The following is a 15699-nucleotide window of genomic DNA, read 5'->3' on the forward strand; positions in this document are numbered from 1 at the left end:
ACTTGTAAAACGACGCATGGTTCACGCCGTGCTCATGACACAGCTACGGAACTGGTATGGCGTTCTTGGTTTGTTTCAGGATAGACGATACTTGGCTTTCGGAAACTCGTGTCTTCTTACGCAGAACCTCCCTGCGGGTAGCGTACGGAAAATTCTACTTTGAGAACCGCTACCTTTCGGGGGCATCACCCTAAATTCGATTGGGCACTTACTCCGTTTTATTTCGAAGCTCGTTGAACTTCATACACAAAGACTGTGTACGGTGATTCGTTAGTAGAGAAAACACCCACTTGCTTTAGGACTTCCTTCGAATCTTGCCCGAACCTGTAAAAGGAAATGATGTATCGAATACCCATTTCCCTCAGCTGCTCGGGATCAACTGGCAGCCGAACCACGTCAGAGGGAACACTGATTGTTGGCTGATAGCCTGCTTCCGGAGAGAACAGATAAGCACGCCCTCCCCAATTATCGAAATAATTGGCGTACCGGGCTGAGGCGTCCAGCGTTGGACGGATCAGCTCCCGAAACTCTTTTTTGTATTCTCTTGCGTAGGCATTGTGATAGCCATCGGCAGTAAAAAATCCATTGTAGGTGAGTACCGCAGGGTGAAAGCCGAACGCCACAACCAGTTCCCCCCTGTAGGAAACTCTCTCTTTGATTTCCTCAAAAAGCTGTTGACTATAGAACTGCCGATACGTGAGCTTCGATGAGCATTCGGAGAGGTATCTACACGAAACCGTATTGGCAAGATCATTGCCATAACTGGGGGTAGCCGGAACCACAAGCAGATGAGACAAAGCGAGAATCCAAGAAACAATTGAAGTAAAACGTCTGCCGATGGCCACCAATGAAACCACGAAGATCAAATGCCAAGCCAGTGGATTCAACCAGATAAACCGGGAAAAATTAAAACCCGAAAGAGGCGGAATAATCGTTTGCAGAAAATGCTTGTACTCGGTTCCGTTGTACAACGCATGAACTAGGGAGAAGACGCAAATTACAAAAGCCAGCGCCAGGTATATTCTTAATTCAAAACCCTTCGCGCTCTCCTTGACTCCCTGAAAGAAACCCCGGCTAAAGGCTTGAAAATCCAGGAGAGCAATGAATCCGACTGCCGCGACGGGCAAAATGACGTAAAGGTGCTTTGACTGTGCATGGTATTGATTATAAAGAAAACCATCCTTAACCAGCTTCCAAAAATCGCCTGGAGCAATGGCAAAATCAGCCCGGATTGTTACTTCGTCAGACAAAAGCATCAACCGAAAAACGCGGTAATCAGTAACAATATAACCAATCGCCAAAACCACGAGGGCCAATAATGTCCTTTGGGCCATTAGGCGGTCGAAGAAGAGAAAATAAATAAATACTGCGCCCAGAAGTCCGCAAAGAAAAATTCCATACCTCGGGAACTCGGAAAGCACCGGATAGACCAAGATTGTCAGCAAAACCCAGGGAGCTGGAGACCTCAAATAGCGAATATACAGGAACACTATCAGCGGGAGGGAGGCTTGAGCTATAAAAAGGTTTTCGTAGCCCGGCAGCAATGCATAAGCTGCAGAGACCAGCGGAACAACGACCTGATAGCGAGCCGTTTTACCAAAAATCTCCCGAGCCAGAAGCAGGAAGGAGAGGAAACCAATACAAAGTTTTATAATAAAATTTAGAACATGGGCATCAAAGGGCGAAAATAAATGATAAATCAAATTCCCGAGCTGCAGTTCAGACATGAAATAATCGCGCTCCATCCCGGAGAGCATCGGCACCTCTTCCTCTCCACCAGAAAAAAATAAATCGTGCTGATGCAGAGTAGCTAACCAGGCATGTGAAGAGTCGAGATTATCGTGAATCTCGACATAAGCGTCTTGCCCGAAATACACTTTCAACGAGGCAGCAAAAAGTAGCACCGATAGTGCTGATATCAAAGATAAGTTACGCAAAAATTGAGAATTTGAGATCATGAAACCCTTAATTTTTATCGATATACGAAAAGTCGGTTAAATGCATAAAAAATAATGGTGTAGAAAATCATCGACACGATCTGCGCAAGCTCGGGCCTGACACCGACTCCGAACACAAACCACCATAGAACTAGTTGGTTCGATCCAAAGGAAATAGCGAAGGAAAAAATAAACTTTATATAATGCGAAGCCTTATAGCTCCGCACATCAAAAACATACCTTCGATTCAAGTGGAACGCTAAGGACAACGCGACTGCATAACCTACAGCGTTTGATGCATTTGGCGACAGGTTCCCCCATGTCAACATTACCCAAAACACCACATAGCCAACTATGGTATTGATGAACCCGGCCAGCGTGTACCGGAGCGCTACCGATACTTCCTTAAAAGCACCACTCAACCTAATCTCCAAATACTCTGGATTCGAGTTCATGGGAGCTTTGCATTGGCATTACTTTATTCAGACAACCCCAAAAATCCAACGCATCTTTTAACTGAGCCCTGGTCCTGGGTCCCAAAATAACGCCACCTAAATTTTTATTACAGAACGCATGAAACAGCGTAAGGTCAGAGACGGTTCTGACTGCCGGGTATAGGTCATTCTCATTCAAAAAACGTCTGACAGAGTCAACCAACCAAGCTGGATGAGTAATGTTTCTCAGCTGCTTCGATGATTCCGGCCAACCCTCATCTATTTTCAGCCCGCCCATGTTCAGCCCATAAGCGAGGTACTTTGCATCTGGAAAAACCAGCTCGTAATTAGCCCGGGCCTGGTGCGTTAGAAGGTTTTCCTTCACTTGAATCCATAAATCACTGGGGCTCAGTTCGAGGTATTTTCGGTAAGCCGCAGGATTTCTAATCCCTGAAAGCCCAATCTCAAAGCCGCTGGTGCTCAACTCTTGAAGCTCTTTGGCCGTCTCCTCAATCCCTGCATAATCCTCGAGACTCTGGCCTCGATTGTCCCAGTGGACAGAAATACAGAAGAGTGACTCTCCTAGTTTCTTATCGGCCTCATTGACTAACCGCGCTATTCGGTCCCGACTGAGATCAAACTGACTGCTGCCCTGATTATCGAGCGCGCCAAGCTTGAGAATAACTTGCAACCCCTTATGACGACGGGACTTTATCCAACCTGAAATGTACTCCAGAGCGATTCCATAATCGGAAGCAACTTTATTGATCGGGTAATTTGTGGCAACGTCAACGACGGCCCCTCCACTCTCAGCAAAGTGATCAAGGATCTGAAACGCTTCGGCCTTGTCGACTCCCCACCCCCAAAGAGCCGTTCCCAGAACAACCCGTTTGGGTGAAAGGCCCTTTGCGTCTGCCTTCAGAAGGATCACATCGACCTCGGAACTTGGCTGAGTATTTTCTTGAGTGACTTCATCGCCCGGATATATTCAAGACTTAAACTGACGATCCTTACTTTGGTCTCAGGATCGTCGGTCCAGCGCACAGGCAAGTCTTTGACTCGGAGACCCAGATGCTCACCAACTATCAGCAATTCGGTTGCGAAGAACCAACCATCACTACCGGCACCATTTTCAATCAACCTTTCGACTTCAGTCCGCTTCAGAAATTTGAACCCGCACATGCCATCCGTAAAAGTCGTCGAAAAGACCAGCCTAACCAATAGGTTCAGGCCGATACTCGTAACCTTTCGAATAAACTTTCGGCCAATCACGGTGGAGCCCCTGGCAAGGCGTGAACCGGTAACTAGGTCTGCTTCGTCGCGAATCAGGGCACTCAGGGCCGGCCTCAGGTATGAGAGATCCGTAGCGAGGTCGAGGTCCATATAACCGACAATATCGGCCTGGGACCGCGTCCACGAAGCTTTCAAAGCTCTACCCACACCGCGCTCGGCGAGCCGGAGGTATTTAACCCGGTCAAGAGTGGCGCTTAGTTCCCTTGCTATGGCTTCGGTTTGATCCGTAGACCCATTATCGGCAATAACAAGATCTATACTCTCGCCTGAAAACTCTGCAGAAAGAAATCGATCAACCTCCTCTACCTTGTCGGCAATCGTCTCCTGCTCGTTCAGAACGGGGATCGTTATCTCAATTCTCATAATAGTCCGGAGTGAATGCTCTTATCAGTACAGGGTGAAATATTCTCGGAGTCCAGCTTCTCAATAACATCATAAATATTATCAATTTTCCCACCCAGAACTGAGAACAACCCAGGAAGTGAGGCTTGTTTTTCATACAGGATCGGCCTGCTATCGTCCTCCTCACTCTTCATCAATACCGTTTTGATTTCAAAAATGGACTCTTTATATTCCGCATCGGAAAAGGACGGTATGTATCTGGAAACATCCCGGATCATTCGATCAGCCCTCGATTCCTTATGATAAGAATTCAATTCTTCGTAAGGATCTCGTGCAACCTGGTCAACCCAACTGAAGTGAGGTGTATAGCGTACGTGTGACAGGCTATGTAACCCTCGGGCGGGGAATGGCATCAGTGAAAAAAATGGGCCATCCATTACCGTAATTCCGAGTTCTGAAAATACCTCAGGTGGTTTAACAAGAGACATCTCCGTCACCTCGTGCTTGAGCGCGGTCTGGGTCCCTTCAAAATCACCAGCCAACTGATTGAGGCCACTGTAAGTACAGTTGAACACATATTTCGAGTGTACCATTTCCAAGCCCGGCATAGGCCCACAAAGCGTCAGACACAGGTCACCAGAGGCATCTTTGTTAACTGAACTCACAGTTGTCCCTAAAGCAACGCCTATGCTTTCACTATTTATCTGACTCTCAATGCTTTTCGCAAGCTCAACCGCATTAAATGCATACTCTTCTACTAAAAAAACTCCTTCGATTAACTTAGGATCAAAAAGAGCCGTTATATCTGGTGGAGCTGTTTGAATATCTGCCCCAATCTCTCTGCAAAAGCGTAAAAATTGCTTCGCCGTTACTTTGGAGTTATGCCTGGCAATCGCGTATACCTTTAAAAAGTCTTTTTTTATCGCGACATCCCATTGTTCTGTGAACTTTGGCATGTTGATACGGCTGCGAAAGGCCGTTGTAAAACTTCTAGGATAATGATAGCCATTGTGAACACGAGCTTGGTTGGTATACGAAGCTCTGGAGAGAACTCTACCCTCCTTTTCAACCAAAAGAATATTATTAAACCCTCTTTCTTTTGAAAGGTATAACGCAATTGCACAGCCATAAAAGCCCCCGCCAATTATCACAGCATCATATTTTGATACCGGAGAGTCAGTCCTAGGCATTGTTCTTTGCCAGCTGTCCAGTAGCTCTGCTCGATACAGAAACTTCCTCGATATTCAGCTTATCTTTCCGAGTTATTTTGGCACTATTGAACTCTTGCCCGACGTGATAGGGCGGACCTTCATTCGAGAGGCTTGCCATATTCAGTATGTATTCACCCAATACAAGCAGAACCAAGGAGATTAAAAAAAACATTCCGGACATCTGTAGTGAAATACTTGCCCAGCCTTGGGCGACATCGTCTTTCATGATTACTACCGCCAACACATACACTGAATATAAAAGGTTGGCCACGGCCCCAAACAGCGAAAGACTCGTGACAAACCTCATGGGCGCTCGAGTCGTAGACACGAGTAATTTCATACCCCGCTCAAAACTGTCAGACAGCCTTTTAGTATTGTTGGTAATCGGTTCGGAACTGTATTCAAGGTGCTTTTTCGAAAAGCCTCCCGTAGCCGGGAGATGGCGGTATGTGACTGATGGCTGCGGGTGACGCAGAATAAAGTTAATGACTGATCGGCTCAGAAGCCGATACTGCGGAGCCTCTTTGGCCAGATCGACGCCCCCAAAAACCTTGTAGATCCTGTTAAAGGAGGCATTCGCGGCTCTGTAGGCCATGCTTTGCCTGGGCTTTTTCTTGTTGTTGGCGAATACAACATCAAACCCGGCGGTAGCTTCTTCAAGCATTTCCGGGAGAAAAGCTAAGTCATCGGTTCTCGGATCAAACACCAGCACAAAATCACCGAGAGCGTTTTCCAAGCCTACCCAAGAGGCACTGTCAGAATCCACTTCCTTCGTTAACGCAAAAACCTGCAGATTTGGGAGGCCGTCGACGCCCGTCAGCGCCTTCAATGTTGAGACGCTTTCATCCTCGGAGGCGTTGTCTATGAGGATGATTTCGTAATCGCTGACCAGAGGCTGCATCACCTCTGTCGCGTCTTTCAGGAATTGCCTGAGCCGATCAGATTGGTTCCGAACGACGCATACCACAGACAGGAATATCGGATAGTCTGTCACTTAGACTCCTGTTATTAAAACTTCCATTTGCTGCACGACCTCAAGCTTGCGTTCGGCTAACGCTAATACTGCAATTATTGCACAGAAAGGAGGGTTTATGGAGACGAGAACTGGAATGGTCAGGGCCTGGAAGCAGGCACGCTCTTCTAGTTCTCCAAAGTTCTATCCCATTTCTGCTTAAACTCTATCTCCCCAATCTCCCCGGATTGTATCCAGCTCATTTGCCATGGTGCGCTTCGGTTTCCACTCCAAAGCATCGCATAAAGCCTGAATATCAACCTGCAAATTACCAACCAGCCGGTCTATTGCCTCTTTTCGTCCCAGGAACCAGCCAGCCATGCGCATCAAGGTGACCGGTATCGGAACCATCCACACGCGAATGCCTTGCGACCTTGCCAGCGCTGAAACCAGCTCGGCGGTGGACACATCGGTGCCGTCACTCACCAAAAACGTCCCAGATAACGGCTGGGACCGCTGAATGCATTGCTCACACACATCCAAAAGGTTACCAATGGCCAACAGACTTCGTTTGTTTCTAATTGCGCCCAGCGGCAGGGGCACGCCTTTTTTCACCAGCCGCATCAGGGAGTCAAAATTACCGCCAACCCCGGGCCCATAGATAAGGGGCGGGCGAAGGATCACAGCCTCCATGCCCGTTCTATCACCCACCGCCGTCAATGCCTGTTCTGCCAACCATTTTGAGCGGGCGTAATCGTACCGAGGGTTAGGTGGATCATCAGCTCTGAACGGTCTGCCTGGCTCTGTGAACTCGCCGAGAACCTTTACTGTGCTGAGAAACACAAACCGGCGAACACCTGCATCAGCCGCGGCCTCAGCCAGTAATGCCGTGGCTGCTGTGTTGATCCGGTAGTAGGCGTCTGGGTCGGCCACGCCGTTCATCTGGTGCACGAGAGCGGCACAGTGGATTACTACGTGCACATCATCCAACATACTGGCCCATTCGGCGCGGGTGACGGATGCCAGGTCATGGATGGGCGCATACTCAACGCCCGCCACCGGTCGTTGATTGCCCCGCACAACCCCTCGCACACGGTAGCCATGGGCTACCAGATGCTGGCAAAGAGCTTTGCCGACAAAGCCGTTCGCACCGGTGACAAGAATTCGCTCAGGCATTTTCTGATCCCGGCAGACAATCCAGAACATCTTCTGCCATTCTGGCCATAATTTCCCGGCGGCTGAATCGCGCCACGAAGGCAGAGCGGTCGGTCACCGTAAGGGACAGCCTCTCGAACGCAGCAACCCCCTCCGTTACATCACAAGGTGCAAACACCCCAACGCCCGGCAACTCCCGTTCGATGAACGTTCTGGCGTATCCGCCAACGCCGGCCAACATCGGCTTACCTGTGGCAGCGTACTCAAACAACTTGGACGGCAATACCCGCTCAAACGCAGGGTAATCGTTCAGGTGAAGGAACAAGACATCAGCAGACTCATACACCGCCAACAGCTCATTGCGTGGCATGGGGTCCAGCACGGCAACGTCGACAGCCAGCCCCTTGCATTCCGCCAGCAGCCTACCCCTGGCACCGCCATCCCCAATAACCGTGATTCGGGCGCGGTCCCCGAGGGCAGCCGCCAGGGCCGGCAGGATTTTCTCAAGGCCCTGGCCATCCCCAATATTCCCAGCATAAACCAGATGCGGCGTCTGGCCCGTGCGCTCGCACGGCAGCGCCGGTGGTAATTGGCCCGCAAGCTCAACGAACTGATCATCAATACCATTAGTAAACAACGCATAATCGCGGCGCGTGTATCTCTTCCGGAAGTAAGGCAAAAAGCCTTCCGAGACCAGGTTCACCCGGCGCGCCCGCCGAAGCGGCCAGCGCTCCATCAGTGAGAACAAACGGCGCACAGGCCAAAGCAAAGGCCCGGGGAAAACATCATCCAGAGTCTCCACAAAAATATCGCGGATATCCAGATACAACGGGCAACGAGCTCTGGCACCCACCCACGCACCCAGGCAAGCGGTCATCAGCCGGGAGGAGGTCGCAATCACCAGATCGTACTGATGGCCCGCGACCTGCTTTCTGACACCGTTGGCAAAGGCCAGGAATGAGAGCACCTGCCCGACCAGCCCATGGCGTTTAACGGGCAAAGGGACACGCATAACGTGATAAGGTGGCGCGTCTTCCGGCAAAGCGGATGGGCGATGACGCTGGTAGCGGTTTGGCTCTGTGGTGATGATATCCAGCTGCAAACCGGGGTCAGCGGCCATCAGGGCATCGGCCAGCGCCCTGGCCCTGAATGAACCTGCGGACAGATCCGGAGGAAAATAGTACGTCAGCAGCAAGACGCGACGCTGCAGTTTACTGGATACAGGCGTCATTCCGGTGTCCGAGAGAGGATGCGTTCATACATCGCAACCAGGGACTGTTCCTGTTCTTCCCAATTCAGCGTGCTGGCCGCCTGCTCCGCCCGCCCGGAGTAATAGCTGCGTAACTCTGGGGCATCCACCAGGCGATTCAGAGCATCGACCAAGGCATCGGAATCCCCGGGTTTTACCAACAATCCGAGATCATGGGCGCGCACCACCCTGGCGATCTCGGGAAGATCTGAAGCAATGACGGGCAGGCGCGCAACCACGTACTCGAACAACTTGTTCGAATCCGTGGTGAAGTGGTTCAGGCAAGTGTTCTCAATGGGCTGAACACCGATATCGGCAGAGGCTGTGAAAAAAGGAAGCTCCGCCAGGGGAACGGTTGGGATGAAGAACACCCGATCGGTCAGCGACAACTGCTCTGCCAGTTGTTTCAAGTCTTCATGCAAACTGCCGCCACCGACGAATACGAAGTGGGCATTGGGAACACGGGCGGCACAGGCCACCAGGCGCTCAAGACCCCTGCCCGGCTGCTGACCACCCTGGTAAATCACAATGGGCCGATCCGCAGACAACCCCAGCATTTTGCGAATGCGGTCATCACCGGGTACGGAAACCAAACGCGGACGGTTCTGAAGCACCAGGGGCCGGGCAATGCCATAGGCACGGGCGAAGAACTTGGCGCGGGCATCCGTTGTGGTGATGGTGCCGGCCGCGCGGGGCATGATCTTCTTTTCTATCCAAGCGACCAGTCGCCCGATCTTGCGGTAACCCTCGCGGCCGGAGCTGATTTCGTGGGCATCGTAGACGAGTTTGGCGCCGCATAACCGGGCAGCGAGCCAGGCTGTTGGTAATACGTTCACATCGTGAGCGTGAACGACATCCGGGCGTTCTTTCACGATTGACACCATGACCACAAGGTGGGTCAAGACGCGGCTGACCAGCAACATGCCGAGCTCAAACCCGCTTCGCTTTGCCGTGTGGACTCGGGGCTTGGCCAGCCTGATACCCTGCTTGCGGCCGTGGCGTTTAACCGCTACCCCTGCGGCAACTTCCTCGTAGTGGGGGGTGACTCCATCGGTAAACAGCGCATGTACCGTCACCGAGTGGCCAGCCGACGCCAGGGACAGCGCCTCGTTCTTAACACGGGCATCGTTACGAAAATCGTTCCAGACAAACATGGCAATTTGAGCCACAAATCCTCCACCTACCTATTGTGTCAAATGCCAGATACTTGCTCGTACTCGGCTAATAAGGATGAAACCAGTGCATAGGCCTCCAGATACCGCCCACGCGTAAGCCTGAACTCAAATTCTGAAAAAATAGCAGCCAACCGAACACCATGTGGATCCAAATTAGCCATTCCTACTCTGTGTTGACCTAACTCACGCAGATACTCGGAAAAACGGTTGTCATCATCGTCACCAAGCGGCCATTTCGTTCCAATGGGCTCAATATTCCAGACGGCCCAGTGCAACAGGAAACAGTTTTGATCGCGATCTTTCCACAACATGCCGACTCTGATGTCCGGAGCACTGAAAGCCAACGGCAACGCCTTCAAGCAGTGTTTGAGATCAGGCAAAACAGCTGAAAGGCGGTCTATGAGTTCGAAGTCCGCCTTTGCACCCAGCAAAAGCCCCATACGACGCACGAAGAGATCGTCAACGCGCTGCCATACCTGCGGATGAGACCGCAGATAGGTTGACGTCAACTCTTCTGCAGGCGTGTGGGAACACAGCTGGCGCCTAAAGTCAGGCAGCCCTTTGGCCATCTCAGATTTGCTACATGGCGTAAGTCCCTTTATGTCGAAAACATGGCAGGTTAAACCGTGGACTTCGGTCAATAGTATGCAGGGTACCGTAGGCAATTCAGGTTGACTCGTCAGCAAAGTGGCCTCGTGTCTGGCCCAAGCAGATCGGTTAGTATTGAAAACTTTAACCAGAAGCTGCTGTTCTTCGTCAGCCGTCGTCACTTTGACTTTGTAACAAAGAACATCCGGCAAACCGAGGTCAAACCATTCCGCATGAAACTGGGATTCACTAAAGCCCGTCGCCTCCACGACCAAACTGCCGATCCATTCATCACGAACCTCTGGCGCTATCAGCCCCCATATGCCCTTATCGAGGCTCTTCGGCTTTTGCAGAAAAATTCGGCCATGAAAAAACAACGCCGCCAACTGCGCTCGCTGGCCATACAAGCCCTGAATATCCTTTACCAGGCCGGCCATCCTGCCAAACGCTTGGCGCCCTAAAAGCAACGAAATCACCGAAATGATGATGCCTGGCGCCGCCCCATATAAGTGGTCAAGTACGATGAAAGCGAACATGGCGAGGAAACCGACGCCGCCCAGAGTTTTCGCCATTGAACCCAGCTTTGTGGGCAAACGTGCTGTAAATGACTCTGACAATGAACTCAAAACAGCCACCGCCAAAAGACACATAACCACATAAGCCACGATGACCAAAGCGAGTTTCCAGTAGAAAACCAGCATCACAGCGAGACACAGGCTCACGAAGGTTACGGTCGCCAGGCTCTGGCTGTAGCGCTGATAACCTTTTGTCGCAATGTCCTGTTGATTCTCGAAGATGGCCATTTTTCGGCTTCTGGCCAGCAAATGATCGCTGGCCAGAGTGGCGGTCTTCTCGACCAGCTTTCCTGTGAACAAATGCAGCGTGTAAAAAAGAACGGATGCGCCACTCAGCATCAACACCAACCCGTTTCGGCCGAACTGCTGAAATACGGAGGGAAAATAACCAGGAACGCCGTCGCTGCCCAGCAACAGGACCACTTTGAGCGGCAGTAAAAAGCCAATCAACAAGAAAAACTGGCTGAAAACACTGAAAATGACCGCGAACAGCGTAAGCCAGGGAACCACCTGAATGAACTTATTGCCGAGCGAGATCGACCAGCGGATGGCTTTGCCAATATCCGTGAATACTGCCTTCATAGTTGCGCGCCAATCATCACTCTGGATTTACCTTACCCGCGCAAGCAGGCTTACGGCTGAGGCAGCGCCATTTCGTTGGCCTGATTGCCCTTCGGAAGAAGGCCCTTCTGCAAGGAGTTTATCGACAACCCGCTCAAACTCGTTCTCGCTGAATTCCACCATGACCTCGTAACGGCCGAATAAACGAGCATTCTGAACGCGCTTCAGTTGATCATCAGCCCCCGTCTCTGTGTTGGGAAAAAACACGGCGGGTAAGCCAAGAAGCACAGCCTCGCAAACGGAGTTATAGCCTCCGGCAAGAACCGCAAAATCAAACGCTGCAAAATATTTGCTGTTCGGGTAGTCAACGATGACGGAGTCCGCACGCAGATCGGGTTTCGGCTTCAGGGCAATAGGCGACTGCCCAAGAACAACCTGAATGCCCTTACGCTTAAGTACCGCTATGATCCGGTCTTGAACATCTGCAATGCCATTGATATTACCAGCACCGAGTTGAACGTAGGCGCAGCGCTGGGAGGAGTCCAACCGCAAAAGCTGTCGCGCGACTGTTTTCTCAAGCAGGTCTGAGGAGTCCAGCAGCGAAATGGGCTCGACTTCGTGAATCTTTGAACCATTAACCGGCCCGGTCACATCAGCTCCCAGCTCCCCCGGCGAAATCACGGCCTCAAAGCCCTTGCTCAAAGAGGTCAGCCGTTTTGTATCAGTGCCATCTTTATACAATCCCCTCTTGATCCAGACATAACGTATAGTCCGGTAAGAGTGCATTACCCGCTGCAACCCCAGATAAGGAATGGTTCCGTCGAACACTAGGCAATGGGGTTTGTGAATGTCCAAAACATTCTTCAAGGATTTGAAAAACAGCGAGTTCCACTCAATTGCGCCGGCGTTGAGCAGCGCTGCAGGCGTAACGTGGTGGCAGGCGAAGCCCTCCCGGTGTATCAGAGTCACTCCGATGCTTGTAGTTAAAAAAACAATCTCGGCATCGGGCTGGTCTTTCTTCAATCTGCGGGCAATGGCGAGCGACCGGGTGAGGTGGCCTAAACCTGCCCCGTTAATCGGCAGGAACAGATAGGTTTGAGCGCGGGGCTTGAAAAACAAACCTCGCATGGACGGCAACCTGACCCACAGATACTTCAGAAGCGAAGAGAACAAAGAGCACCTACTGTCATTCAACGGGGCGTAAAATGGCTTCCATCCTGGCCATCAGCGCAGGAACGGCAGCGCGCCAGGAGTCATCGACCGCAGGGCTGTAGGCTGCGAATCTGGATACCCACTGCTCATCATAAAATCTAGACACCCAAAACGGCTTTCGCAGATCTTCCACGGAGATTTCTGGGGCGATGCCTTCCCTGACAAAGCCATAATAATCACGATCAACATTATCCAGATTAAAAAGCTGAAAAACCGGAATGCCTGTTTCAAGCAACTCGATAAGCACCGATGAGTTTGGCACTACCGCGACATGATCGTCGCTCGGAATAGTATCGTAAACGCGAACATCCCGTATAGAATTAAGAAACTCATGGTTTGCTCTCGGATGAGGTTTAACACTGACACCGAGCACATTTGCATTCTCTTGCAACGCTTCAATGCAACGCTTCAATGCGTCCTCCTGATACACCGAACTCAAGTACACAACGATATGGGTTTGACCCGACTGGGACTCTATCAATCTTGTAAATCCAGCCACCTTTTCTTGGCGGGGGATAACGAAAGTGTCACCAAGGACGTCTCCACAGCGTTTGTAGACTTGTAAAGATTTTTCATTTCGCAATACTGACACGCTAAAATCCAGAGGTGGAAAACTCGGCGACACCTCAGCATGCTGAACATAAATAACTGGCACGCCGAAATACTGCATGACCATGGATGCAGCAACCGGGAAGTCAGTATGGTCGTTGGCGACAACCAATACTCTAGGAAGGCTCTTTAAGCGATAAAAGCTTATAAATGTCTGAAGGTAAACTTTTCCGAATGTTGACAAATATTTAAAAGATATCGGATTCAGCTTAATCTTAAAAAGATAGAAAAAGCAGACGAACAAAGCAGAAAAAGAAAAAACATTCTCAATAAACGTTTTCCTCAACTCCTTAGCTGACACAAATGACAAGTTGGCATCTCTGGCATAGCCAACCATTTGAATTTTTTTTGAGCACATTTTAGAAAAGAAGGAGAACTCACGCTCATTATTCTTAGAGCCGCCACAATAAATCACTGGCACATTCGGGACGGTATAAACTTTCACTGTGGGTTTCAAAAAAATTCTACTCAACTCTTTAAATGACCGAAGAACTCCGCGACTTCTGGGCTGCGCATATGAATAGCGCTCCATAACATCATGTACCTTATAGACATCAGGAACATCACCAAAGTTAATAATTTTGAAATTACGGTTCAGACCCTTTAAAAGCAGCCGAAGAGAGCAAACGAAATTCATGCGCGACCCCACCTAGATCCAATTTCCGTTGCTAAAGCCTGGCCGATATCGAGGGCAACTGCCCCATGCTCCGCCGCTTTTGAAACAAAAGATTTACCGATAAAGCCAGCCGAAACCAAGAACAAGACTCCCGGTGCAGCGTTTTTCGATATGATATTAAAGTATCGCTCATACTCAAAGGGTAGTATTCCGTCAATATTACTACCAATAACTCCATCACGCAGCAACCTATGTGTCGGTATCTCTACGCAAATCAACTTAGGATCATTGGATGCCCAACGACGAACAAATTCAGACTTTATACCTGAAATTACAACAATTTTATCTGCGCTACGAAAGAGATGCTCCATGAACGTATCATTAAAGAGATAAAGATTACTCTGATCCTCTACAACAATTTTATTGGGCAGAAAAGGCCCGACCGATTTCATTACGCAAACCAGCCTTGCCAACAGGGAGTTAGTTGGATATTCGCCCTTGAATTCAATATTGAAATCTTTTATCAGTCTTAACACAGTTGGAACCCCGAGAATATCGGATTTTTTAACAGCGCTCAGGAATTCCTCTTTGAGTTTACTTCGAATCGGAGCATCAAGCTCAGTCCCCCACCAGTGCTTTTCCTGACGCACCTCTCCTCTCTCATCAACATTCTGATAATCGACAAAGCCATAACATTCGCCATCACCAAGCCTTATGTATGAAAGTGGAGAACGACTGCGGAGTCGATCCACTACTATTTTTTGAACTTTTCTTATTTTTTTTTGATCAAACTTTGCATTAATATAGTTTTTTTCATCCGATAGGGCATCAAAACCTGGCTTCAGCTCCTTCCGATATATATGAGAGATTGAGTGAGGCAACGATAAGAAACCATCTTCGAGCTCCCGATAAATATCGGCTTGGCAGGGGGCCAAGCTAGCTCTGATCAAAGCGACTTTAATAAGGCCAGCATGGGAGAAGTCTCTTTTTAATTTCTGATACCAACTTTCAAACATCGGGAAGTCAATATCTCTAAAACGAGAAAGGAACTTCAGCTTCTGAAACTCAGTCAAATTTTTGATGGAACCACCAAAAAGTCCAAGCATTTCTTCGACATCATTTAATGGTGCGTTAAGCAAAACTACGGTAGATAGCAAGCCGACGATCTTGTTCGATCTATACACATCATCGTTTTTAAGCGATAAATATTGTTCAATCAACAAGTTGCAATTTACATCAAAGGAAACCTTCCTATTCAAACAATCTTTCAGTTTAATATAAAGAAGCATTTCTTTCGAATGCACCAGCGAACATTCATCACACAATGATTTCCAGATATCACTTTGCTCACTTGAAAATCGGTCAATTACCACCCAAAAATACTTAAGAGGGTAACCAGATTCACCCATCAGAAAGTTAAGAGTGTGTATCGGTTGCCTTGAATACAATAACGAATGCTCAATAACTCTAACGTGGCTTATGTCTGAAGATGCCCGACTTTCTATTGCCCGCACCAAGCCTGGAAAATAGGCAACTATGAGCTTTAAAATAGCTAACTTTATCTTCGTTACAAGATTTCGATACATAAAAATAACCGAAGTCGAATTTGAGAGGGAAATCCAAGAAATCTCCTTACCCAACTTAGAGTATATCATCAACAGATTTTGCGAATTCATGGTGCAAAAAAGAACCAGCGAAGGCCCTTATACACTATCGAAACAGATAATCTAGGATAAAACTCCGAAATAATTCAGCTCATTAAAAACAGAACTTGAACGCGCTTACCGCTC

13 protein-coding genes are annotated in these 15699 nt (G+C 49.3%); all 13 read right to left on the minus strand.

Features of this window, described 5'->3' with window-relative positions; genetic code table 11:
* Window positions 1-218: 218 nt before the first annotated feature.
* Entirely contained in the window at window positions 219-1958 is a 1740-nt protein-coding gene (locus BM344_RS04600) for a DUF6044 family protein (protein WP_139229624.1), read from the minus strand.
* A gap of 14 nt (window positions 1959-1972) precedes the next feature.
* Window positions 1973-2392: a GtrA family protein gene (locus tag BM344_RS17770; RefSeq protein WP_091986522.1), complete on the minus strand. Its 420-nt coding sequence runs from the start codon at window positions 2390-2392 to the stop codon at window positions 1973-1975.
* Window positions 2361-3302, minus strand: a complete 942-nt coding sequence (locus BM344_RS04610; protein WP_167363210.1) for an aldo/keto reductase — start codon at window positions 3300-3302, stop codon at window positions 2361-2363. The genes BM344_RS17770 and BM344_RS04610 overlap by 32 nt, the downstream gene beginning before the upstream one ends.
* Window positions 3299-4027 carry a glycosyltransferase gene (locus BM344_RS04615; RefSeq protein ID WP_091986527.1) on the minus strand — a complete coding sequence of 243 codons (729 nt, stop codon included), beginning with the start codon at window positions 4025-4027 and terminating at the stop codon, window positions 3299-3301. The genes BM344_RS04610 and BM344_RS04615 overlap by 4 nt, the downstream gene beginning before the upstream one ends.
* The gene (locus BM344_RS04620) at window positions 4024-5196 is read right to left on the minus strand and encodes an FAD-dependent oxidoreductase (protein WP_091986531.1); all 1173 of its coding nucleotides are present in this window, start codon (window positions 5194-5196) and stop codon (window positions 4024-4026) included. The genes BM344_RS04615 and BM344_RS04620 overlap by 4 nt, the downstream gene beginning before the upstream one ends.
* Window positions 5189-6211, minus strand: a complete 1023-nt coding sequence (locus BM344_RS04625) for a glycosyltransferase (protein WP_091986534.1) — start codon at window positions 6209-6211, stop codon at window positions 5189-5191. The genes BM344_RS04620 and BM344_RS04625 overlap by 8 nt, the downstream gene beginning before the upstream one ends.
* A 177-nt stretch (window positions 6212-6388) precedes the next feature.
* On the minus strand, window positions 6389-7375 hold the full coding sequence (locus BM344_RS04630) for an NAD-dependent epimerase/dehydratase family protein (RefSeq protein ID WP_091986535.1): 987 nt from the start codon (window positions 7373-7375) through the stop codon (window positions 6389-6391).
* On the minus strand, window positions 7338-8555 hold the full coding sequence (locus tag BM344_RS04635; RefSeq protein WP_091986537.1) for a glycosyltransferase family 4 protein: 1218 nt from the start codon (window positions 8553-8555) through the stop codon (window positions 7338-7340). Before BM344_RS04635 ends, BM344_RS04630 begins: the two co-directional genes overlap by 38 nt.
* Window positions 8552-9742: a glycosyltransferase family 4 protein gene (locus BM344_RS04640; protein ID WP_208603374.1), complete on the minus strand. Its 1191-nt coding sequence runs from the start codon at window positions 9740-9742 to the stop codon at window positions 8552-8554. The genes BM344_RS04635 and BM344_RS04640 overlap by 4 nt, the downstream gene beginning before the upstream one ends.
* Window positions 9743-9765: 23 nt before the next feature.
* The gene (locus BM344_RS04645; protein ID WP_091986540.1) at window positions 9766-11493 is read right to left on the minus strand and encodes a hypothetical protein; all 1728 of its coding nucleotides are present in this window, start codon (window positions 11491-11493) and stop codon (window positions 9766-9768) included.
* A gap of 27 nt (window positions 11494-11520) precedes the next feature.
* Window positions 11521-12600: a glycosyltransferase family protein gene (locus BM344_RS04650; RefSeq protein WP_091986541.1), complete on the minus strand. Its 1080-nt coding sequence runs from the start codon at window positions 12598-12600 to the stop codon at window positions 11521-11523.
* A gap of 58 nt (window positions 12601-12658) precedes the next feature.
* Window positions 12659-13930, minus strand: a complete 1272-nt coding sequence (locus tag BM344_RS04655) for a hypothetical protein (RefSeq protein ID WP_091986543.1) — start codon at window positions 13928-13930, stop codon at window positions 12659-12661.
* Window positions 13927-15495, minus strand: a complete 1569-nt coding sequence (locus BM344_RS04660) for a GT-D fold domain-containing protein (RefSeq protein WP_139229625.1) — start codon at window positions 15493-15495, stop codon at window positions 13927-13929. Before BM344_RS04660 ends, BM344_RS04655 begins: the two co-directional genes overlap by 4 nt.
* Window positions 15496-15699: the final 204 nt, after the last annotated feature.

This window comes from Marinobacter gudaonensis (genome assembly GCF_900115175.1).
Taxonomy (GTDB): Bacteria; Pseudomonadota; Gammaproteobacteria; order Pseudomonadales; family Oleiphilaceae; genus Marinobacter; species Marinobacter gudaonensis.